Annotated in this window: 18 protein-coding genes and 1 pseudogene; 7 read left to right on the top strand and 12 right to left on the bottom strand. The window is 72.4% G+C overall.

The genetic code is table 11. The features are described 5' to 3' along the window. Nucleotides 1-83: 83 nt before the first annotated feature. Nucleotides 84-517: pseudogene (locus ABZ855_RS04420) on the top strand (alpha/beta fold hydrolase); the annotation flags it as partial. A gap of 279 nt (nucleotides 518-796) precedes the next feature. Further along, a complete protein-coding gene (locus tag ABZ855_RS04425; protein ID WP_360800696.1) occupies nucleotides 797-1,711 on the top strand; it encodes a DUF4231 domain-containing protein in 915 nt (304 codons plus the stop codon). A gap of 16 nt (nucleotides 1,712-1,727) precedes the next feature. On the opposite strand, the gene ABZ855_RS04430 is transcribed toward ABZ855_RS04425, so the two are convergent. The 6 genes from ABZ855_RS04430 to ABZ855_RS04455 all read right to left on the bottom strand — a co-directional run bounded on the left by ABZ855_RS04430 (nucleotide 1,728) and on the right by ABZ855_RS04455 (nucleotide 9,324). Next, nucleotides 1,728-2,231, bottom strand: a complete 504-nt coding sequence (locus ABZ855_RS04430) for a hypothetical protein (protein WP_360801139.1) — start codon at nucleotides 2,229-2,231, stop codon at nucleotides 1,728-1,730. A gap of 104 nt (nucleotides 2,232-2,335) precedes the next feature. Further along, complete coding sequence (locus tag ABZ855_RS04435; protein ID WP_360800699.1) at nucleotides 2,336-3,808, bottom strand: GAF domain-containing protein; 1,473 nt, start codon at nucleotides 3,806-3,808, stop codon at nucleotides 2,336-2,338. Between the two features lie 37 nt (nucleotides 3,809-3,845). Next, nucleotides 3,846-4,883 carry a rod shape-determining protein gene (locus ABZ855_RS04440; protein ID WP_360800702.1) on the bottom strand — a complete coding sequence of 346 codons (1,038 nt, stop codon included), beginning with the start codon at nucleotides 4,881-4,883 and terminating at the stop codon, nucleotides 3,846-3,848. A 131-nt stretch (nucleotides 4,884-5,014) separates the two neighbouring features. After that, nucleotides 5,015-6,448: a carboxyl transferase domain-containing protein gene (locus ABZ855_RS04445; protein ID WP_360800705.1), complete on the bottom strand. Its 1,434-nt coding sequence runs from the start codon at nucleotides 6,446-6,448 to the stop codon at nucleotides 5,015-5,017. Then, nucleotides 6,441-7,931, bottom strand: a complete 1,491-nt coding sequence (locus ABZ855_RS04450; RefSeq protein ID WP_360800708.1) for an acyl-CoA synthetase — start codon at nucleotides 7,929-7,931, stop codon at nucleotides 6,441-6,443. The genes ABZ855_RS04445 and ABZ855_RS04450 overlap by 8 nt, the downstream gene beginning before the upstream one ends. 64 nt (nucleotides 7,932-7,995) lie before the next feature. Then, nucleotides 7,996-9,324 carry an SLC13 family permease gene (locus ABZ855_RS04455; protein ID WP_360800711.1) on the bottom strand — a complete coding sequence of 443 codons (1,329 nt, stop codon included), beginning with the start codon at nucleotides 9,322-9,324 and terminating at the stop codon, nucleotides 7,996-7,998. A gap of 160 nt (nucleotides 9,325-9,484) precedes the next feature. On the opposite strand from ABZ855_RS04455, the gene ABZ855_RS04460 reads away from it, so the two are divergent. Together ABZ855_RS04460 and ABZ855_RS04465 are read left to right on the top strand one after the other, a co-directional pair. Continuing rightward, nucleotides 9,485-10,210 carry a FadR/GntR family transcriptional regulator gene (locus ABZ855_RS04460; protein WP_360800714.1) on the top strand — a complete coding sequence of 242 codons (726 nt, stop codon included), beginning with the start codon at nucleotides 9,485-9,487 and terminating at the stop codon, nucleotides 10,208-10,210. A 57-nt stretch (nucleotides 10,211-10,267) separates the two neighbouring features. Then, nucleotides 10,268-10,816, top strand: coding sequence for a GNAT family N-acetyltransferase (locus ABZ855_RS04465; RefSeq protein ID WP_360800717.1), 549 nt, complete (start codon nucleotides 10,268-10,270; stop codon nucleotides 10,814-10,816). Here ABZ855_RS04465 and ABZ855_RS04470 read toward each other — a convergent pair. Further along, complete coding sequence (locus ABZ855_RS04470; RefSeq protein WP_360801142.1) at nucleotides 10,800-11,924, bottom strand: MerR family transcriptional regulator; 1,125 nt, start codon at nucleotides 11,922-11,924, stop codon at nucleotides 10,800-10,802. The two genes, ABZ855_RS04465 and ABZ855_RS04470, sit on opposite strands and share 17 nt — an antisense overlap. Before the next feature lie 191 nt (nucleotides 11,925-12,115). On the opposite strand from ABZ855_RS04470, the gene ABZ855_RS04475 reads away from it, so the two are divergent. Next, nucleotides 12,116-13,006 carry a hypothetical protein gene (locus ABZ855_RS04475; RefSeq protein WP_360800720.1) on the top strand — a complete coding sequence of 297 codons (891 nt, stop codon included), beginning with the start codon at nucleotides 12,116-12,118 and terminating at the stop codon, nucleotides 13,004-13,006. A 3-nt stretch (nucleotides 13,007-13,009) separates the two neighbouring features. Here ABZ855_RS04475 and ABZ855_RS04480 read toward each other — a convergent pair whose 3' ends face one another. After that, nucleotides 13,010-13,585, bottom strand: a complete 576-nt coding sequence (locus tag ABZ855_RS04480) for a hypothetical protein (protein WP_360800723.1) — start codon at nucleotides 13,583-13,585, stop codon at nucleotides 13,010-13,012. 191 nt (nucleotides 13,586-13,776) lie between these two features. On the opposite strand from ABZ855_RS04480, the gene ABZ855_RS04485 reads away from it, so the two are divergent. Next, nucleotides 13,777-14,550: an IclR family transcriptional regulator gene (locus tag ABZ855_RS04485; RefSeq protein ID WP_319205041.1), complete on the top strand. Its 774-nt coding sequence runs from the start codon at nucleotides 13,777-13,779 to the stop codon at nucleotides 14,548-14,550. After that, complete coding sequence (locus tag ABZ855_RS04490) at nucleotides 14,547-15,419, top strand: SMP-30/gluconolactonase/LRE family protein (protein WP_360800727.1); 873 nt, start codon at nucleotides 14,547-14,549, stop codon at nucleotides 15,417-15,419. The genes ABZ855_RS04485 and ABZ855_RS04490 overlap by 4 nt, the downstream gene beginning before the upstream one ends. A gap of 663 nt (nucleotides 15,420-16,082) precedes the next feature. On the opposite strand, the gene ABZ855_RS04495 is transcribed toward ABZ855_RS04490, so the two are convergent. From ABZ855_RS04495 to ABZ855_RS04510, 4 genes are read right to left on the bottom strand one after another with little or no spacing between them, the layout of a single operon-like run. Continuing rightward, entirely contained in the window at nucleotides 16,083-17,510 is a 1,428-nt protein-coding gene (locus ABZ855_RS04495) for an FAD-dependent monooxygenase (protein WP_360800730.1), read from the bottom strand. After that, a complete protein-coding gene (locus ABZ855_RS04500) occupies nucleotides 17,503-18,750 on the bottom strand; it encodes an MAB_1171c family putative transporter (RefSeq protein WP_360800733.1) in 1,248 nt (415 codons plus the stop codon). Before ABZ855_RS04500 ends, ABZ855_RS04495 begins: the two co-directional genes overlap by 8 nt. Further along, nucleotides 18,747-19,373, bottom strand: a complete 627-nt coding sequence (locus ABZ855_RS04505) for a toxin-antitoxin system, toxin component family protein (protein WP_360800736.1) — start codon at nucleotides 19,371-19,373, stop codon at nucleotides 18,747-18,749. The genes ABZ855_RS04500 and ABZ855_RS04505 overlap by 4 nt, the downstream gene beginning before the upstream one ends. Further along, nucleotides 19,370-19,972, bottom strand: a complete 603-nt coding sequence (locus tag ABZ855_RS04510) for a transcriptional regulator (protein ID WP_360800739.1) — start codon at nucleotides 19,970-19,972, stop codon at nucleotides 19,370-19,372. The genes ABZ855_RS04505 and ABZ855_RS04510 overlap by 4 nt, the downstream gene beginning before the upstream one ends. Nucleotides 19,973-20,038 lie beyond the last annotated feature (66 nt).

A 20,038-nucleotide genomic window follows, 5' to 3' on the forward strand; every position in this document is an offset into this window, starting at 1 on the left:
TTGGGTGCACCTGGTCTGAGCTGCGAACTCGTTTCGTGGTCTCGTGGTGCCGGTCCACGGGCCAGGGAAGGGGAGGCGCTGTGGTGCCTGACCATGTGCGGACGGCGGACGGCGGACGGCGGACGGCGGACGGACGGCGGCTGCGGTTCGAAGTGTCCGGGGATCCGCGCGGGCGGGCCGCGTTCCTGCTCCACGGCACGCCCGGCAGCCGCGTCGGCCCGCGCCCCCGGTCGATGTTCCTGTTCCAGCGCGGTGCGTGTCTGATCAGTTACGACCGCCCCGGATACGGCGGTTCGGACCGCCGGCCGGCCGTCAGGTGGCGGACGTCGTCCAGGACGTCACCAATGTCGCCGACGCCCTCGGACCGGAACGGTTCGCGGTCGTGGGCCGCTCGGGCGGCGCCCCGCACGCCCTTGCCTGCGCCGCACTGCTGCCCGGCCGGGTGACCCGCGCGGCCGCTCTGGTGGGTCTCGCCCCACGGGACGCAGAGGGGCTGGACTGGTTCGCCGGCATGGCGGCGTCGCAAGGGCGTTCTGGTGAGTGGGAGTGAGTGCTGCTGGTCTCGGTCGCTTCGTCGCCGGGGGTGGCGGGGTGGGTGAGCTGCGGAGTATCGCGGTGCCATTCGTCGCGTCCGGTCCGTCCGGTGTGGCCGTCCGGACCCGTCTCAAGCACCTGACCTTGGGCGATGAGAAGGTGCTGCGCCTGGTCGGCGCGCATCTGGGCACGCGGACCATAGCGCGCGGGGCTGGTGCAGTGGTGAAACCGGTCGGATACTGACGGTACCGGGGGAGGGGCCATGTCAGGTGTGATGCCGGGACCCAGTACGACGGTGAGCGACCGGGAACTGCCCCGGCTGTTCCAGGACAGCGACCGGTCCGCGCTGGCCCGCCAGGGCGAATCGTTTCGCTCTGTCCGTACACAGCTCGTCACCCTGCTCTTCGCCACCGGGGCCGCCATGGTCGCCGAACGCCTCGACAACCATGTCCTGGCGGGACTGGCGGCCCTGCTGTACGCCCTCACCATCGGCTTCGGCCTGCGCATCGCACGCCGCCGGGCCCGCGCCCACTGGCGCGCCCACCGTGACGTCGCCGAGCTGCTCAAGTCGCTGGCCTGGCAGTACATGGTGCACGGCGGGCCCTTCCACGCCGGGGTCGTCGATCCCGACGGGCTGTTCGCGGAGCGGCTGGAAGGGCGGCTCGCGGAGCTGAGAAAGGTGGGGTGGGTCGACCCGCGCAGCGGGGCACGGGCGCGGGGCGCGGGACAGATCACTCCGGCCATGCGGGCCGTACGCGCCAAGCCCTTCGAGGCGCGACGGGACATCTATCTCCGCGACCGGCTCCTGGAACAGTTCGTCTGGTACCGCAACAAGACCGCGCAGACCCATCGGTCCTCCGTGCAGTGGTCGTCCGTCACCGCCGTGCTGACCGGGCTCGCGCTGCTGGCCGCCGTACTCAGAGCCTTCGGGGTGAGCGGCGGCTGGGACTTCACGGGGCTGCTCAGCGCGGCCGCCGCGGCCGCCGTGGCATGGCAGGAGGTACGGCGGCACCGGCCGTTGGCGTACGCGTACTCCCTGGTGACGCAGGACCTCGAGACGCTGCGGGTCACGATGTCCAAGACGGTGACCGAGACGGGCTGGGCGAAGGCGGTGGAGGACGCCGAGCGGCTGGTCCAACCGCAGTACACCGACTGGGTCGTCCGCTTCGGGAGCTGAGCCGGCGCCCCCGACCTCAGCCCCGCAACACCCCCGGCCGCCAAAGCACCGTCACCGGCACCCCCGTGCGCCTGGCGTACGCCACCACGTCGCCCGTGCCGCCGAGGCCCCGGGCGGGCAGGCCGTCCCATACCGCGACCAGGCGGTCGGCGTGGTCGACGATCCAGCGGCCCGCCGCGAAGTAGGCCTCCTCGGGTGTCGCCTCGAGGGGCAGATTCACCTGTGAGCGGCAGGAGTTGAGGAGGCGGCGGTACGCGGCCCGGGTGTCCGCGTCGCCGAGGTGGGCCTCGTAGTCCATGCCGGGTATCACCGCCGTGACCGGGATACCGCGGTCCAGGGCGAGATCGGCGAACAACTGGTCGGCCCCCGCAGCGAGGCTGCTCAGCGCCTCCAGCTCCTCCTCGCCCTGGAACTGCCGCCGGATGCCCGTGCGCACGGACGGCAGCACGGCGGCGGGGATCGAGCGATGCCCGGTCACGCCGATGCGTGTGCGGACGCGCGATCCGACGCGTGTGCCCATGCCCGTGTCCATGCCTGTGCCCGTGCCTGTGCCGACGCGAGTGCCCTCGCGCCTGTCGAAGTCAGTCACTGGCTGCCCTCCGCCGTCCACTGTCCGTGACCTCCCTACAGGGTGCCGTCTTCCAGCGGCGCCTGCCAGATGACCGGCGTACCCGGGCCTGGGCCCGTTGTGCCGTCGCCGCTGCCGTCATCGGCGTACACCGTCAGCCGTACGGCGTCCCGGCCGTCCGGCAGGACCGCCGTCGCGTCCACGGTGATCTCGACGCGGGTGACACCGGGGCGGCGTACGGCGTCGGCGAGGGCCCGGCGCAGGGCGGTGAGGAGCCGGGCGGCGACGGCGGGCGGGACGCGGTGTTCGACCGGGCCGGTGAAGCGGGTCGAGGGCCGGCGGCCGAGCGCCGCGGACACCCCGGCGGCCTCCCGAAGTACCTTGCCGCGCAAGCTGGTTGGCGCGTCGGCCGGGGGCTGCTGAAGGGCGAAGATGGTCGTACGGACCTCCTGGACCGTGGCCTGGAGTTCGTCGACGGCGTGCCCGATGAGCTCGCGCACCCTGTCGTCGCCCGCCGCCCGGCGCTGGGTCGACTCCAGCATCATCCCCGTGGCGAACAGCCGTTGGACGACGAGATCGTGCAGGTCACGGGCGATCCGGTCGCGGTCCTCGTACACCGCGAGGCGGGCCCGTCGGCGTCTGGCCTCGGCGAGGACGAGGGCGAGGGCGGCCTGCGAGGCGAACTGTGTCGCGAGCAGCCGTTCCGTGCCGGTGTACGGGCGGTCCCCGCGCCGGCGCGGCAGCGCGAGCGTCCCGATCAGCCGGCCCTCTGCCTGCAACGGCAGCAGCATGCTCGGCCCGAACCGGTGCCGTACAGGGGTCGTCATCCGGGGGTCGGTCGCCGAGTCGTCGACGAACACCGGTTCCCCGCCGAGGAGTTGGACGAGAACGGGGCTGCCCGGGGCGATGGTGGTCCCGACGATGTCATCGGGCTCGTCGCCGCGCGTAACGGCGGTGACGATCTCCATGCCGCCCTCGTCCGTCGGCTGCAGGATGACACCGGCGGCGGCGTCGGCGAGGAGCCGGGCGCGGTCCGCGACGGTCAGCAGCGGGTCGTCGGCGGCCCCACCGGTGAGCAGCGCCGTGGTGACGGCGGCGGCACCCTCGATCCAGCGCTCACGCTGCCGTGCCGTCTCGTACAGCCGGGCGTTGCCGATCGCGATACCGGCCTGCGCGGCCAGCAGACCCAGCAACTGCCGGTCGCTGTCGGTGAATTGACCGCCGTCCAGCTTCTCGGCGAGATAGAGCCGCCCGAACTCCTCGTCGTCCACGCGGATCGGTACGTCGATGACGGTGACGCCTTCGCGTTCGGCGCGCCCCAGGTCGGCCTTGCGGATCTCCACCAGGCCTTCGTGTCCGGGGTCCGCCATCGCGAGTCCCGCGTACCGGGCACCGGTCAGCTCGGCCGCGCCGTCCACGATGTGCTGGAGGGTGGTGCGCAGTTCGAGATCGGTACCGATGCCGAGCACGGCTTCGAGTCGGGGTGGCAGAGCTGGGGCCGGGGAAGGGGGCGTGTCGTCGTCCGGCATACGGATGGCGGGGTGGCCGGTTCGGATGCGGGCGGCCTCAGGTGGCCAGCGGGTCCAGCACCATCGGCTCGATCTTCCCCTCGAGCATGTACCCGAGGCCCTGTACGGCGCACACGTCCGGCCGCTCGGCGATGTGCACCGGCATCCCCGTGGCCTGCCGCAGCATCTGGTCGAACCCGGGGAGCAGCGCGCTGCCGCCGACCATCATGATGCCCCGGTCGGCGAGGTCGGCCACCAGATCGGGCGGGCAGTCCCGCAGCACCTTGCCGATCCCGTCGAGTACGGCGGTCAGCGGCGTCTGGATGGCGTCGCGCACGGCGGCGGTGTCGACCTGCACGGAACGGGCGAGGCCGGTGGCGACGTCCCGTCCGTGGATCTCGGTCGACGACGGCCCGTGGGCGGTGAGCCCGTTCCCGGAGAGGGCGAGCTGCAGCGGACGTACCGACTGGCTGGGCAGCATCAGCTCGTGCTGGTGCCGCAGATGCTGCACGATCGCGTGGTCGACTGCCTCGCCCCCGACCGGGATCCGCTCGGCGGTCACGATCGAGCCGAGGGAGAGGACGGCGAGCTGGGTGGCGGCGGCACCGCACACCATGACCATCGTCGCCTCGGGCCGCTCGACCGGCAGCCCGCAGCCCACGCCGGCGGCGATGAGCGTGTCGACGAGCTCGACGCGCCGGGCGCCGAGCCCGACGAGCGTCTCGATGGTGGCGCGCTGCGCGAGCGGGTCGGCGTCGTGCGGGTAGCAGGCGGCGGCCCGCAGGAAGGGCTTGCGGCGCAGCGTCCGCCGCACCTTGTCCCCGATGAGATGCCGCAGCATGCGCTGAGCCATCTCGATGTCGACGACGGTACCGCCGGACACGGGCCGCACGACCCGGATGTAGTCGGGCGTACGCCCCGTCATCTTCTCCGCGAACTCCCCGACCGCGATCAGCGCACCGGTCCTGGTGTTCACGGCGGCGACGGACGGCTGGTCGACGACGAGCCCGGCACCCTTGACGTAGACACGGGTCCGCGCGGCCCCGAGGTCGACGGCGAAATGGCAGCGGCGCATCTGTTCCAGACTGACGGTCATGGCAGATCCTCCCGAGAGCGCAGACCGAACGGGCCGCGCCGGTCGGCGGGCCTCCACTGGCATCGTGCGGGGGGTGGGGGAGGGGGCGCCTGTTGTGGGGGGCCGGGTGGGGTGCCGCCGTACGGGTGGATCTAGCCGTCCGCGCGGCCCACGATGCCCCGCACCACCCCCAGCTCCACCAAGTCCTGCGGCCGGATCCGGAGTTGGTCCGCCGTCGCCTCCACCTCCCCCTCCGGACGCTTGAGGATGGCCGCCGCCGGCTCAGGGGCGATCACGGAGAAGTAGCTGTCCGGTGTGGCCCAGGTGTTGCCGGGGGCGGCCAGGGCCAGGGCGCCGCCCGAGCCGCCCTCGCCGATCAGCAGCGTGGTGATCGGCGTACGGGCGGCGGCCACCGCGAGAAACAGGTCCGCGATGGCGGCCCCCGCGCCCTCTCGCTCCGCGTCGGCGTCGTTCGCGGCGCCCGGGGTGTCCACCAGGGTCAGCACCGGGATACCGAGCCGGTCCGCGAGCCGGATCAGCCGCGCGGCGGTGCGATAACCGGCGGGCCGGGTGGCCGTACCGAGCTGAGCGGCGTACGCAACGGTCCGCCCGCCCCGCACCAGCTCACCGAACCCGCACACCATCCCGGCATCGACACCACCGCAACGGTCACCGCTGATCGCGGCGCGCCGGGCGAAGTAGGCGTCCAAGTAGGCGTCGGCGCGTGGGCGTTGCGGGGAACGGGCGCGCTGGACGGCATCCCACCCGGTGGCGGGGAGGGACACCGTCTGAAGGGACGCCGGCGGTGCTGGTAGCGGTGGCGGGGGCGCTGGGGCAGCCCCCGACGATCCTGCCGATCCCGCCGACCCCATCCCTTCTCCCTCACCAGCCCCGCTGCTCAGCAGGCGCAGCCACAGGCCCAGCGTCTCTCGGAGTGCCTCCGGGCGTACGATCGCGTCGGCCGCGCCCGCCGCCACCTGGGCCTCGGCCGTGTACGCCGCCGGGTCCGCGTCCGCCGGGCGGACCCGGGAACCCGCGAAGCCCACCTGTGCGCCGGGCAGCGCAAGCACGACGTCGGCGCCCGCGCCCAGGGTCGCCCAGCCGCCGCCGGTCGTCGGGTCCCGCAGGACCGCGATCTGCGGCAGACCCGCTGCCCGCGTCAGCGCCGACTGCCTTGCCACGCGCTGGAGTTGGGTCAGCGCGAGCATCCCCTCCTGCATCCGGCTGCCGCCCGTCGCGACGAGCGGGACGACGGGCAGACGGTGGGTACGCGCGTACTCGTACGCCGACTCCAGCCGGTCGCCGGTGCGTTCGCCGAGCGAGCCGCCGAGGAAGCCGAACTCGAAGGCGATCAGTACGGCCGGGGTGCCGTCGACGCGGGCGGTGCCGCAGACGACGGACTCCTCCTCGCCGGTGCGGGCGGCGGCACGGGCGCGCGAGTCGTCGTAACCCTGCCAGGAGAGGGGGCCGTCCGCTTTCGGTGGCCGTTCCTCGTGCGGGAGTTCGGTGAAACTGGCGGAGTCGGAGAGCGCGGTGATGATCTCTCGGGCGGTGAGGCGGACGGTGTTGAGGGCCGGGTCACTCACCGGGCAGGGCCCGCTTCATGATCTTCCCCATGTCGTTGCGCGGGAGGGCGTCCAGGTAGCGCACCACCCGGGGGCGTTTGTGCGGGGCGAGGCGGCCGGCGACATGGTTCGCCAACTCCTCGGCGTCCGGCGGGGATTGGGGGTCGGCGGGGACGATCCAGGCGACGATGCGTTCGCCCAGGTCGGCATCCGGTTCGCCGGTCACGGCCGCCTCGCGTACACCCGCGTGCTCCAGCAGGGCGTTCTCGATCTCGCCCGCGCCGATCTTGTAGCCGCCGCTCTTGATCAGGTCGATGGCCTTGCGGCCGACGATACGGACATAGCCGTCGGGGTCGCGCACCGCCATGTCGCCGGTGCGGAACCAGCCGTCGGCGGTGAACGCGGCGGCGGTGGCATCGGGCCGGTTCAGGTACTCGGTGAACAGGTTCGGCCCGCGCACCTGGATCTCGCCCACGGTCTCGCCGTCGTACGCCGTGATGGGCGTCCCGTCCTCCTCGACGAGCCGCAGCTCGACGCCCGGCAGCGGTACGCCGACCGTGCCGGCGCGCGGCTCCCCGTCCGCGCGGACGCTTGTGTTCATCAGGGTTTCCGTCATGCCGTACCGCTCCACGACTCGCTGTCCGGACGCGGCCGTGATCCGCTCGTGGTCGTGCACGGGCAGCGCGGCGGAACCCGAGACGAGCAGCCGGGCCCGGCCGAGCGCCCCGGCGAGTTCCGGGTCGCCGGGGAGCGCCTCCGCGATCCGGTGGTACATCGTCGGTACGCCGAACAGCATCGTCGCCCCGTCGTTCAGCTCGCGGGTCACGCCCTCCGTCCCGAACCGCCCGAGGTGCCGTACCGAGCCGCCGCGCCGCAGCGGGCCGAGGATGCCGAGGATCAGCCCGTGCACATGAAAGAGCGGAAGCCCGTGCACCAGCACGTCCTCGGAGGTCCACTGCCAGGCGTCGGCGAGGGCGTCCAGGGTGGTGGCGATGGCGCGGCGCGGGATGACGGCGCCCTTGGGCGGGCCGGTGGTGCCGGAGGTGTAGACGATCAGGGCGGGGGTCTCGGGGGCGGGCTCGTCCGTCGCGGTGGACGACGCCGGCCCACCGGACGGACGTACGTCCACGGCCAGGTCCACTTCCACGTCGACGCGCTCCAACTGCCCGAAGGCGGCTAAGAGTTGGTCACCGGGGGCCGTGAGTACGACTGCGGGTGAGCTGTCCTTGAGGATGTGCCCCAACTCGCTCTCGCCCGACTTCGGGTTCAGCGGCACCGCAGGGACCCCGGCCAGCAGTGCGGCCACGACGCCGACCGCCGTCTCCAGGGTCGGCGTCGCCCACACGGCGACCCGGCCTCCCGCGCCGGAGATCCGCTCGGCGAGAACGCCGGCCGAGGCGGCGAGTCCGGCGTACGTCAGCGAGCGGTCACCGAAGCGCAGGGCGGGCCGCTCACCGGCGGGTCCGGTCGGGTCGTCGGTCAGCCCGGGGAAGAGAGAGGACACGCGTCGTACTCCTTAACTCGTCACGTCGGTCGTACATGTGCGGTGTGCGGTCGTACCCCGGCGGTCACGCCCAGCCGGGCACCACCAGCACCAGCCACACCACCGCGGGAACCACGGCCACAACGATTCCTCCGTACATCATCAGCTGCCGGAAGAAACGCTCGCGGTCGACATCCGGGGCCGAGGCCAGGACCAGCGCCCCGTTCGTCGAGAACGGACTGACGTCCACCACCGTCGCCGACACCGCGAGCGCCGCCACCATCCCGACCGCCCCGATCTCCCCCTGCGCCAGGAACGGCACCGCCAGCGGAATCAGCGCCCCCATGATGCCGACGGAGGACGCGAACGCCGAGATCAGCGCCCCGATGTAGCAGAGGAGCACGGCGGCCAGCAGCGGCACGCCGATGTCGCCGACGCCCTCGCCGGCCCAGGTGATGGTGCCCATCTCCTGCAGCACGCCGACATAGGTGAGGACACCGCAGATCACCAGAACGGTCGTCCAGGCGATCTGCCCCACGGCCAGGCGGCTGTCCTCGGGCCAGCAGGCGGCGAGCAGGACCGCCACCGTGATGGAGGTGAGCCCGGCGTCGAGGTCGAAGCCGAGCACAGCGACGACGAGGGCGACGAGCCCGGCGAGAGTGGCGATACGGGCGGGCGTGAGGCGCAGGGCTTCCTCCGCCCGTACGGAGACTCCGCCTTCGGTGCGGACAGACGCGCCCCCACCCCCAACCCCACCCCCGCTTCCGGCTGCGCCGACCTCGTCGCCAGGGGCGTCCACGACGGCCGCGCGGCTCAGCTTCAGGCCGCCGAACAGCACGAACACCACAGCGGCGATGGCGAGATTGACGAAGAGGGAGGCGAGGAAAAGGGTGATCTCGTTGCCCGGAAGCTTCTCCTTCTCGACGATCCCGTTGACGATCGACCCATAGATGCTGATGGGCGAGAAACCGCCGCCCTGCGCCCCGTGCACCACCATCGCGCCCATCAGCAGGGGGCTGATGCCGTACTGGGCGGCGAAACTCAGGGCGATCGGCGCCACGATCGCGACGGCGGCCGGACTCACCGCGCCGATCGCGGTGAGCGCCCCCGTCAGTACGAACATCACCCACGGGATGAGCACGACCCGGCCCCGCACCAGCCGGACCGAGGCGTGCACGAGCCAGTCGGTGGTGCCGTTGGCCCGCGCAATCGCGAACAGATAGGTGACTCCGACGAGCACGACGAAGAGGGAGCCGGGAAACCCGGCGAAGATCGTGTCGGTGTCGAGGTCGGCCACGAGCTCGCCCACCCCGAAGGCGGCGGCGAACGCGAGCGCGCCCATGTTGATGGAGCGGGTCGTGGCGATCACGAACACCACGACGAGCACAAGGATCGAAATGAGTTCGGCGGACATACCGGGCTCCCGTCAGTCGGCCGAGATTGGCTAAGTGGCTGAACCACATTGGGTGTTGCTCTCGGTCAGCGTCAAGAGACCCGACCAAATTGGCTCAGCCACTCATCCACTGGGCCACTCGGCCACAGTGTTACGCTGCGGCGAGATGAGGGGGATGGTCATGACTGACGACGCATTGCGCCCGGTGGAAACCAGGACGCGCCTGTACGAGCAGGTGCTCGACCGGCTGCGCGACTACGTCGCCGAGGGTGGCCTGACCTCCGGCGACCGGCTCCCGCCCGAGCGGGATCTGGCAGCCAGGCTGGGCGTCAGCCGGGCCTCCGTGAAGCAGGCCATCGTCGTCCTGGAGGTCCAGGGCCTGGTCGAGGCACGGCACGGAGGCGGTACGTATCTCGTGCGGGACAGCCTCGACGTCGAGCCGGTGGAACGGCTCGTCGAGCGCCGGCGCCGGCTGCCCGACGTACTCGACGCCCGTGAGGCCCTCGAGACCAAGCTCGCCGAACTGGCCGCCGAGCGTCGCACGGCGGAGGACATCGCCGAGTTGCGTGCCGCGCTCGCCGTCATGGAGAACGAGATCGACGAGGGCGCGGACGGCGTGGAAGGGGACCGGCGCTTCCACGCGGCCGTCACGGCGGCCGCGCACAGTGGCATCCTCGCGGAGTTCATGCGGTCGATCGCCGACCAGATCACCGAGAGCCGCCACGAGTCCCTGCGCCAACCGGGCCGCCCTGTCCGCTCCTTGGCCCAGCACATGGCCATCTTCGAGGCGATCGAGGCCGGCCTGCCGAGACAGGCCGCCGCCGCGATGCGACGCCATGTGCGGACGGTGGCGAAGGTCCGGCTGCTGGACTGGGACCCGGAGGCGGACGGCTCGCAGCCGGGCTGAGCCGAGCCGCTTTCCCGCGCCGGGTTTCCGCGCCCCTCCGACTGTTAGCCTGCGCGCATGTCAGACCTGGGGAACATCGCCTGGCCGCCCGAGCCGATCAGGACCGAGAGGCTCGTACTCCGTGAGGCCGAGGCCCGGGACCGGGCGGCGTTCGTCGAGTTGCTCGCCTCTCCGGAGGTGCACACCTACCTCGGCGGCCCCCGCCCGCGTGACGAACTCGAGCGCGAGATGCCCGAGGCGGCCGGGGCGCCCGAGCGCTGGCCCGGGAGTTTCGTCGTCGAACTCGACGGGGCGATGATCGGCCAGATCCTGCTCAGGAGAGCGACACAACACCGTCGCCCGGCCGCCGCGGGAAAGGCCGACCTCGGTTATCTGTTCCTGCCGCGGGCCTGGGGGTCCGGATACGCCGCCGAGGCGTGCGCGGCGGCACTCGACTGGTTCGACGGCGTCCTTCCCGGCGAACCGGTGGTGCTCACCACTCAGAGCGCCAACCTCGCCTCGATGCGCCTCGCCGCGAAACTCGGATTCACCGAGGTGGAACGGTTCCAGGCCTGGGACGCCGAGCAGTGGCTCGGCGTCCGGCCCCCGGTCACACCGCCCGACTGAACCCTTTCTGGCCCCCCTCGACCGCGACCACATCCGCCACCACACAACTCACGTTGTCCGGGCCCCCGTTGGCGTTCGCCGCGTCGATGAGGGCGACCGCGGTCGAGTCCGGGTCGGGCACGGTGGCGAGGAGGTGCTGGATGGTGTCCTCCGGTACGGCCCTGGTCAGGCCGTCCGAGCAGAGGAGGTACCGGTCGCCGGGCCGGGCGTCGTGCAGACGCAGGTCGGGGGAGGCGGGAGCGCGGGTCAACGCCTTCACAAGCAGGGTGCGTTGGGGGTGAGTGGCGGCCTCCTCGGGGGTCAGCCGGCCCTCGTCGATCATCGACTGGACCACGGTGTGGTCGTGGGTGATCAGAAAGAGTTCGCCGTCACGCAGGAGGTACGCGCGACTGTCCCCGATGTGTACGAGGGCGAGGCGCGAGCCGGTCCACACCATCGCGGTGAGGGTGGTGCCGACATCGTCCGTCTTCTCGTCCCCTGTCCTCTCGTGCTCGGTGTCGGCGACGTCCCGGACGGCCTGGGCGGCGCCCTGGACCGCGTCCTCCAGGAGGTTCAGGACGCTGCCCGCGGTCAGCGGTTCGGCGTCCAGGAACTTCAGCGCCTCGACGGCGGCCGCGCCGGCCGGTGCGCCCCCGGGTCCGAAGCCGTCGGCGACAGCCAGGACGCGTGCGCCTGCGTATGCCGTGTCCTGGTTGGCCGCGCGGACCAGACCGGTGTCGGTGCGGGCGGCGTAACGGAGTTCGAGAAGATCGGTGCCTGTCATGGAGTGGATGTCCTTCCTCGGCGGTGTCGAGAGATGGTCGACGAGGAACGCGGCGAGATCCCGGCGGGCCGCCGTCTCCGCCTCGACCCGTGCCCAGAAGGCACGGATCTCCTGGGCGGCGGCCGGCGGCTCCATGGCCCCGACCTGCCGGATACGGGCCAACGGCATCCCCAGTCGGCGCAGCCAGGCCACCAGCCTGGCCTGCTCCAGCTGTTCGGGCGCGTAATAGCGGTATCCGGTGTCGGGGTCGACGCGGGCGGGGCGGAGCAGGTCCAGTTCGTCGTAGAGCCGCAGCGCCTTCGGGGACAGCCGGCACGCCTTGGCGAACGCCCCGATGGTCAGCATCTCCGGCATCTCTGGCTTCACCGTGAAGCACCTCGTTCCCTTGGATTCCCGCCACGTTCCTCGTTCCGCCACCGATGCTGCGGCTTCACCGAAGGTGAAGGTCAAGGGCTTGTTAACCTTCACCCGGTACCACTATCAGTGGTGAACCAGCACTACGCGCCTTACAGTCCGCCTTGGCAGAGGGAGTCCCCGTGGTCCGCATCGCGATCGTCACCTACGACCCCCGTCCGGGGACCAGCAAGGACCGGGACTTTCCGGTCCTGGTACGGGAGTTGGTGGCCGCCGGGGCAGACGCGACCGCCGCCTACTGGGACGACCCCGAGGTCGACTGGGCCTCCTTCGACCTCGTGGTGGTGCGGTCCACGTGGGACTACACCTGGCGTGCGGAGGAGTTCGCGGGGTGGCTCGAGCGGTGCGGGAAGGTCACGCGGGTCGCGAATCCGGTCGGTGTCCTGCGCTGGAACATGGACAAGCGGTACCTCGGCGAGCTGGCCGCGGCCGGCGTCCCGACGGTCCCGACCAGCTATCTCGCCCCCGGAGAAGCGCCCCTCGACGCCGCCGACCTCCCCGACGACCGCGAGTACGTCGTCAAGCCCACCTCCGGCGCGGGCGCCCGGTACGCCGCCCGCTACACGCCCGAGGACCGGGAGACGGCCGTACGGCATCTCGCGCGCATGCACGCCGAGGGGTTCACCGCGATGGTGCAGCCGTACGTCGGGAGCGTCGACGTCGACGGGGAGCGGGCCCTGCAGTTCTTCGGCGGCCGTTTTCTGCACGCCAGCCGCAAGGGGGCCGTGCTGGCGCCCGGGACGGCGTACGACGACGACAAGGTGGCCCATCCCGACCTCGAGGTGTGGACCCCGACCCCGGCCGAACTCACCGTCGCGGAAAGGGCGTTGGCCGCCGTACCGGACAACTCCGGGCTTCTGTACGCCCGTGTCGACCTCGTCCTCGGTGACGACGGTGAACCCCGGGTCATGGAGCTGGAGTTGATCGAGCCCAACCTGTTCCTCGACCTGCATCCGGACTCGGTACCGGTGGTGGTGCAGGCCATCCTCAGGGCCGCCGTGGGCCGCCGGTAACCGTCAGTCACCCCTGACCGCAACCCGCTGCAGCAGCCCCCAGGTGAACTCCGCCGCGCACTCCTGCCGTGTCCCCGCCTCGTCCGGTGCGTCGAATGCCAGGCCCCAGCGGGTGGGGGCCGTCCCCTCCAGGGGGCGGGCGGGGGCGAAGGCGCGGGCGACCTCGTCGACCGTGCAGGACCAGGGGCGCAGGTCGGCCGATGTACGGAGGTCCGGAGCGGGGGCGCCCGGGGCCCGTACCAGCCATTCGTTCCAGGCCACGCCGTTCGGCGCCACGAGCACCTCGAAGCGCAGGTCGGGCCAGAGGGGCACCGGCCACAGCCAGGCCTCGCACTCCAGGTCGCCGATCTTGCGGGGTGTCACCGACTCGGGGGTGCCGAGGACCGAGCGGTACCGGGAGGCGGCGGCCCGGGCGCGCGGGGAGCGGAGCATCGCCTGCCAGCGTTTGTTGGCCTCGCGCATGTCCGCGATAGACACGCCCAGCTCGTGGCGGGCGTCCTCCACCAGGTCCGGGTTGTGGTCGGCCATGCGGCGCAGGAGCACCAGCTGGAAGTCGAGAACCGTGAACATGAGGACCATCGTCCCGTACGGCCGGGAGGCGAGGGCGGCCGGTCACTGACGGCAACGAAGCCATTGCACGCTTATTGCCCGCCCGGGTCCTTGTGGTTAGCCTGTCCTCTGTTCGTCATGCCGATCGTCTGTTGAAATCTCGAACGCCGTCGAAAGGCGTCGAGATCGTAAACACCTTGGACACAAGAGAGGGGGCCGTCATGGGACGCCTCGTACCTGCCGTGACCCGGGCTCTCGACATTCTTGAGCTCTTCCTGGACGGAGACGGCACGCTCTCCGCCCCGGACATAGTGCGCAGACTCCAGCTGCCACGCACCACCGTGCACGAACTGGTGACGACGCTCGCCGCCCGTTCGTACATTGTGCAGGTCCCCGGCCAGCCGGGCCGCTACCGCCTGGGCGTGCGCCCGTACCAGCTCGGCAGCCGTTACGCCGAGCAGCTGGACCTGGCCGCGGAGGGCCTGCAGGTGGCCCGTTCCGTCGCCGAGACCTGCGGGGAGACGGTGCACGTCGCGATCCTCGAGGGCACGGACGTCATCTACATCGCGAAGATGGACTCCACGCACGCGGTACGGATGGTGTCGGCGGCCGGCCGCCGACTGCCCGCCCACTGCACCTCCGTCGGCAAGATGTTGCTGGCCTCGCTGCCCGACCACGAGCTCGCCGCGCGGGTCCCGAACAACGTCCCGCTGCCCGCGATGACGCCGAACAGCATCACCGACCCGGCGGCCCTGCGCGAGGCTCTCGCGGAGATCCGCCGCCGGGGCGTCGCCGTGGAGAACCGCGAGTCGAACCCGGACGTCAGCTGTGTCGCGGCGCCGGTGCACGACCGCACGGGCCGGGTGGTCGCCGCGCTGTCGATCTCCGTCCCGATGATCCGCTGGAGCGACGACCACCGTTCTGAGCTGGAACAGCTCGCCGCCAAGGGCGCCGCCGAACTCTCCGAGCGCCTCGGTTACCGGAGTGTGGCATGACGACGTACGAACCCGCCCTCGAAGTGGCGGTCCAGGCGCAGGCGACCCTCGGGGAGGGCCCGACCTGGGACGCGGCGAAGTCGCGGCTGATCTGGATCGACATCCTCGGCTCCCGGGTCAACACCTACGACCCGTCCACGGGGCGTCGCACGGTCATGGCGACGGAACAGCACGTGGGCGCCGCCAAGCCGCGCGCGGGCGGTGGCCTGGTCGTGAACCTGCGCGACGGGGTGGGCCTGTACGACGACGCCGACTCCGCCGCCGGTTTCCGCTGGCTGCACCACGAGCCGGTGCCCGGCCGCAGGGCGAACGACGCGGCGGTGGCACCCGACGGCTCCCTGTGGGCCGGCACGATGACGTACGACGAGACGCCGGGCGGCGGCACGCTGTCCCGGCTGACCGGTGACGGCGAGGTGACGACCGTCCTGGACGACGTGACGGTGAGCAACGGTACGGGCTGGAGCCCGGACGGCCGCCTGATGTACTACATCGACTCCCCGACCCGTCGCGTCGACGTCTTCGACGTGTCGGCGGACGGGCAGCGCGTGAGCAACCGCCGTCAACTGGCGATGATCGAGGAGGGCGCGGGCTTCCCCGACGGCCTGACGGTAGACGCGGACGGCTGTGTCTGGGTCGCCCTGTGGGACGGCGGAGCGGTCCGCCGCTACACCCCCGCCGGCGCCCTGGACCGTACGATCACCCTCCCCACCGTCCGCCCGACGGCTTGCGCCTTCGGCGGCCCGAACCTCACGGACCTGTACATCACCACGGCCCGCGTCGGCCTGTCCGACCCCCACCCGATGTCGGGCTCACTCCTGGTGGTCCCGGAAGCGGGCAAGGGCCTGGCCCAGCCCGCATTCGCGGGCTGACCCAACACCGTCCGACCGTCGCCCCGGCCCGACTGCCGTCCGGCTGCCCGTCCGGCCCGACTGCCGTCCGACCGTCGCCCCGGCCCGGCTGCCGTCGGGCTGCCCGTCCGGCCCGACTGCCGTCGGGCTGCCCGTCCGGCCCGGCTGCCGTCCGGCCGTCGCCCCGGCTCGGCTGCGGTCCGGCTGCCCGTCCGGCCCGGCTGCCGTCCGGCCGTCGCCCCGGCTCGGCTGCCGTCGGGCTGCCCGTCCGGCCCGGCTGCCGTCCGGCCGTCGCCCCGGCCCGGCTGCCGTCCGGCCGTCGCCCCGGCTCGGCTGCCGTCCGGCCCGGTCGCCGACGGGCCCGACCGTCCGGATGCCCCGTCCGACTGGACCGTACCGGTTGGCTGGGCACCCCGGCCGTTCGGACGCCCGCCCGACGACCGTTCGGGCGCCCGCCGGACCACCCGGCGTCCCGGCCGGACCACCCGGCGTCCCGGCCGGACCACCCGGCGTCCCGGCCGGACAACCCGGCGTCCCGGCCGGACAACCCGGCGTCCCGGCCGGACAACCCGGCCGTTCCGGGCGGCGGCCCACCGCCCGACAGGCGCGTCAACGGCCGGGCAGGCAGCGGGAGTTCACCGTGTCTGTCCGGCCGTCGGCAGCTCAACAGCGCACCCGGCGAGCCTACTCCGCCGCCTTCCATTCCTCCGGTCGGAGCGGGGGGCCGCTCAGTGGGGGTTTCAGGGGGCCTATCGCTGTTGCCAGTAGGACGCCCGGTGTCAGCAGTACCTCCGCGCCGCGTTCCAGGGACGTCACGTCCGTCACCCGGCGGGCGATCCGGCCGTTGCCGGTGGCCGTGCGCATCAGGCGGCCCACGTAGGCCGCCAGCAGGCGGTCCCGCAGGGTGGGGCCCTTGTCCGTGGCGCCGGGGTAGAAGACGTCCTGGCTGGTCGCCAGGTCCCAGGCCGCCGCGACCGGGCGGGCCACCGCCTTCTGAATACGGCGGGACAGGCCGGGGGTACCCCATCCCTGATGGGCAATCACATCCCGTAGCGCGAGCGCACTTTGGGCCGCCACCGACATCCCGTGGCCGTAGATCGGGTTGTACGCGGCCAACGCGTCGCCGAGCACCGCGAAGTTCTCCGGCCAGGCCGGCATCCGCTCGTAGTAGTGCCGACGGTTCGACGTCGTACGGGTGATGGACACGTCCGTCAGGGGCTCCGCTCCCGCGAGCAGTTCGGCGATCACCGGGTGCCGCAGCTGCTCGCGGGCGTAACGCGTGAACTCCGCGCCCTCCGTGGGCAGTTCGCTGCCTCGGGTGCCCGACAGGGAAACCGCCCAGCAGCCGTCCTCGATGGGCGAGAGGACACCCGCCCGGCCGGGCCCGCCCGCCCTCGGGTCCGCCTGGACGTTGACCAGCGGGAAACCGGGCCGCGCGGCTTCGGGCGCCCGGTAGATCCGGCTGGCGTACGCGAGCCCGGAGTCGACCACGCGCCGGGTCGGTTCGGGCAGGCCGAGTTCGCGCAGCCAGTGCGGGGCGCGCGAGGCGCGGCCGGTGGCGTCCACGACCAGGTCCGCGTGGAGTGTGCGTCGGCTGCCGTCGGCGCCGCGCAGCCGCACCCCGGTGACGGCCGTGTCGGTGCCCTCCAGGCCCAACACCTCGGCGTGCTCGACGAGTTTGATCCGGTCATCGTCCAGCACCTGGGCGCGGACGGTCGCGTCCAGCAGATCCCGGCCGCACAGGAACACATGGTGGGACTCGGGCCACCGTCTGAACCAGCCCTGCGGTGCCAGCGCGACCATGTCCGTCGTGACCGCCAGCCGGTGCGCACCGGCGCTAAGCAGCAACTCGCCCACACCCGGCACGAGTTCCTCGACGGCACGGGCACCGCCGGACCAGAGCACATGCACATGCCGGGCCTGCGGCAGGTTCCTGCGCGGCTCGGGCACGTCCGGCAGGACATCACGCTCGACCACGGTCACCCGGTCGGCGAACCCGACCAGCGCGCGGGCCGCGAGCAGCCCGGCGAGCGAACCGCCCAGGACCACGGCGGATCTGACGGGGGCGGATCTGACGGGGGCGGATCTGAGGGGGGACGACTGATCACTCATATACGTGCAGGCTCTCTACTGTGGCGGACGCGAGGGCGCGTACCGCCTCGATCTCATCGGGGTGACCAAGGACCTGGGACACGGCTTCGATGCCCTGGAGCAGCTCGGCGAGCAAGTCCGGGTCCTCTTGCGTGACTTGGGGGGACTGAGGGGAGGGGGGACGGGCCAGGGCGCGCGCCTCGATCGCGTCCCGGATCGTCACGGCCGCCGCCAGCGCCCGCGCCCGGCCGGGGCCGTACCCGAGGTCCACCGCGGCCTCGTACGCCCGCCGCCGCAGCTCCCCGTCGAAGTGGCGGGCGAGTTGGAGCAGGGCGTCGCGGATGAACGTCTCGCGGCGGGTCAGCCGCAGCTCCGGGGTGGCCCGCAGGGAGAAGGGGACGCCCCGGCCGGTGGCGGCGCGCAACAGGCCGTACAGCGGGGCGAGTCGGAGATGGGCGCGGCGGACCCGCCAGCGGTCGCGCAGATACTGGCCGGCGTGCGGCAGCACATACCCCGTGGCGATCAGCACGGCGGCGACGCACCCGGCGACCGGGGCGACCTCCGTGGACAGCGGGTCCAGGTCACCGCCCGCCCAGCGGACGACGAGGGCCGTGCCCTTCGCCGCGTCGAACACCAGGTTCGCGGCGTAGCCGAAGGCCAGCGACTTCAGGCCCCGGCGCAGCCACACATCGAGTCCGGCGGTGTGGATCCAGTCCCGGACCAGCCGGTACGTCAGGACACAGGACGTGGTGTGCGCGAGCAGGTAGAGCACGATCAGCTCGCGCATGAAGGGCGTGAGGGCGTAGTACGTGTCCAGGTCCCGCCGACGCTCCACGGGCACGTCCGCGAGCGCGAACAACGACCACAGCGCGACGATCACCCCGGCGTGACCGCCGACGACCCAGCGCATCGCGCGCCGCGCCCGCGCCGGCCGGGCCGAGTGACCGGCCAGGCCCCCGCGCCAGGCGACCATCAGCAGCAGGCTCGCCCCGCAGAACGCGACGAGGAAGCTGTACACGAGGGGCGCCGCGAGGTTGGGCACGCCGGTGACCCGGTTGGTCCAGGTGATGACCGGCGGGGCCGCGAAGACGAAGATGCCGCAGGCGAGCAGCAGCAGCCCGCCGACCGCCCGCCGCAGCGGATCCCGCCACAGCCTGACGATGCTGGGCAGCTTGAACACCAGCGCGGCCAGCAGGGCCACGATCGGTGTCCCGAAGACCAGGACGGAGTACGGCTCGCCGGGGAAGCCGGAGGAGTTCATCGCCGCGCGTTTCCGCTTCCTCTGCCGCGGTACCCCAGCGAGGCCTGCACACCACTGCTGCCGGTGCTCGCCGCGCGCCCCTCCACCCAGGGCCGGAAGACGGTGGCGAGGCGATGGCCGAACTCCTCGGCGTCGGCCTCGTCGGCCGCGCGGGAGCCGTTGCGTGCGGCGACGGTGAGCGCGTCGCCCTGCCAGGCCTGCTCGTCGGCCAGTACCCGGGCGGCGGTCGCGCCCGCGCTGTGGTGGTGACAGTGCCCGGCGTGCAGATGCCACAACTCATGGCCCAGGATGACGAGTTGCTGCACCGCCTCGGCACGCTCCTCGACGATGACGAGGTCGAAGTCGTGGAACTCCACCCACAGACCGGTGACTTCGATCTCGTCGGGGAAACGCTCGAAACGCAGCTCGACGCGCCGCTCGCGCCGCGCGCTCATCTCCTCGCACAGCGCCCGGCACAACTCACGTATTTCGGTAGGGCTGTTGCCCCGCGCACGCAGTGCCACGTCGAGCGCGCCGGTCAGGTCGCGCATCGCGCCCCGGGTACGCAACCGGTGCGCGGGCCGGGCGGGCAGCAGAGCCGCCAGCACACCCCGGGCCGCTCGCGTCGCTCGCGTGGCCGTCATCGCTCGGTCTCCTCACCGGCGCTCAGCAGCCCTTCGAGCATCACCGCGAGGGCCTCCTGCTTGCGCGGGGTCAGCCGTCGGCCGCGCAGGGCCAGCGTGACGACACCGTGCCGGGTCGCGAACCGCACCAGCGGACCCTCCTCGGCGCCCCCGAGCTCCTCGAGCAGACGGCGGAGTTCACGGTTGAGGACGATGGGCGCGGGGTCGGTGAAGAAGCCGGTGCCCTGCTCGACGCCGAAGTACGCGGCGAGCGCGGTGAGATCGGGAACGTTCGGCATCTTCTTGCCGAGGAGCAGCTGACGGGCCCACTCGGGGCTGATCGACAGGGCGCCCGCGACCTCCTTGCAGACCTCGGCGCGCGTCCTGCCGTTCGCCGCGAGCCGCGTCTCGTGGAGCGTGCGCACCCGGCGCCGGATACGGCCCTCGATGTCGTCGGCCGAAGGCCGCGCGCCCTCGGTCAGGAGTGCCTGGATCTCCCCCTCGGCGAGAGCGGTGCGAGCCGACAGGCTCCGTACGTCGAGGACTTCGGCGCGGTCGAGACGCGCCTCGGCGATGTGTTCCTCGAGGCGGGCGAGGGTCTCTGAGAGGGGCTCACTCACGGGCCGACCCTACGCGTGCGGACCGCCGCGCACCAGGGGAATCCAACGATCGTTGGAGTTCGCGGA

The sequence above is a fragment of the Streptomyces sp. NPDC047042 genome, from assembly GCF_040644035.1.
In the GTDB taxonomy this organism is placed as follows: Bacteria; Actinomycetota; Actinomycetes; order Streptomycetales; family Streptomycetaceae; genus Streptomyces.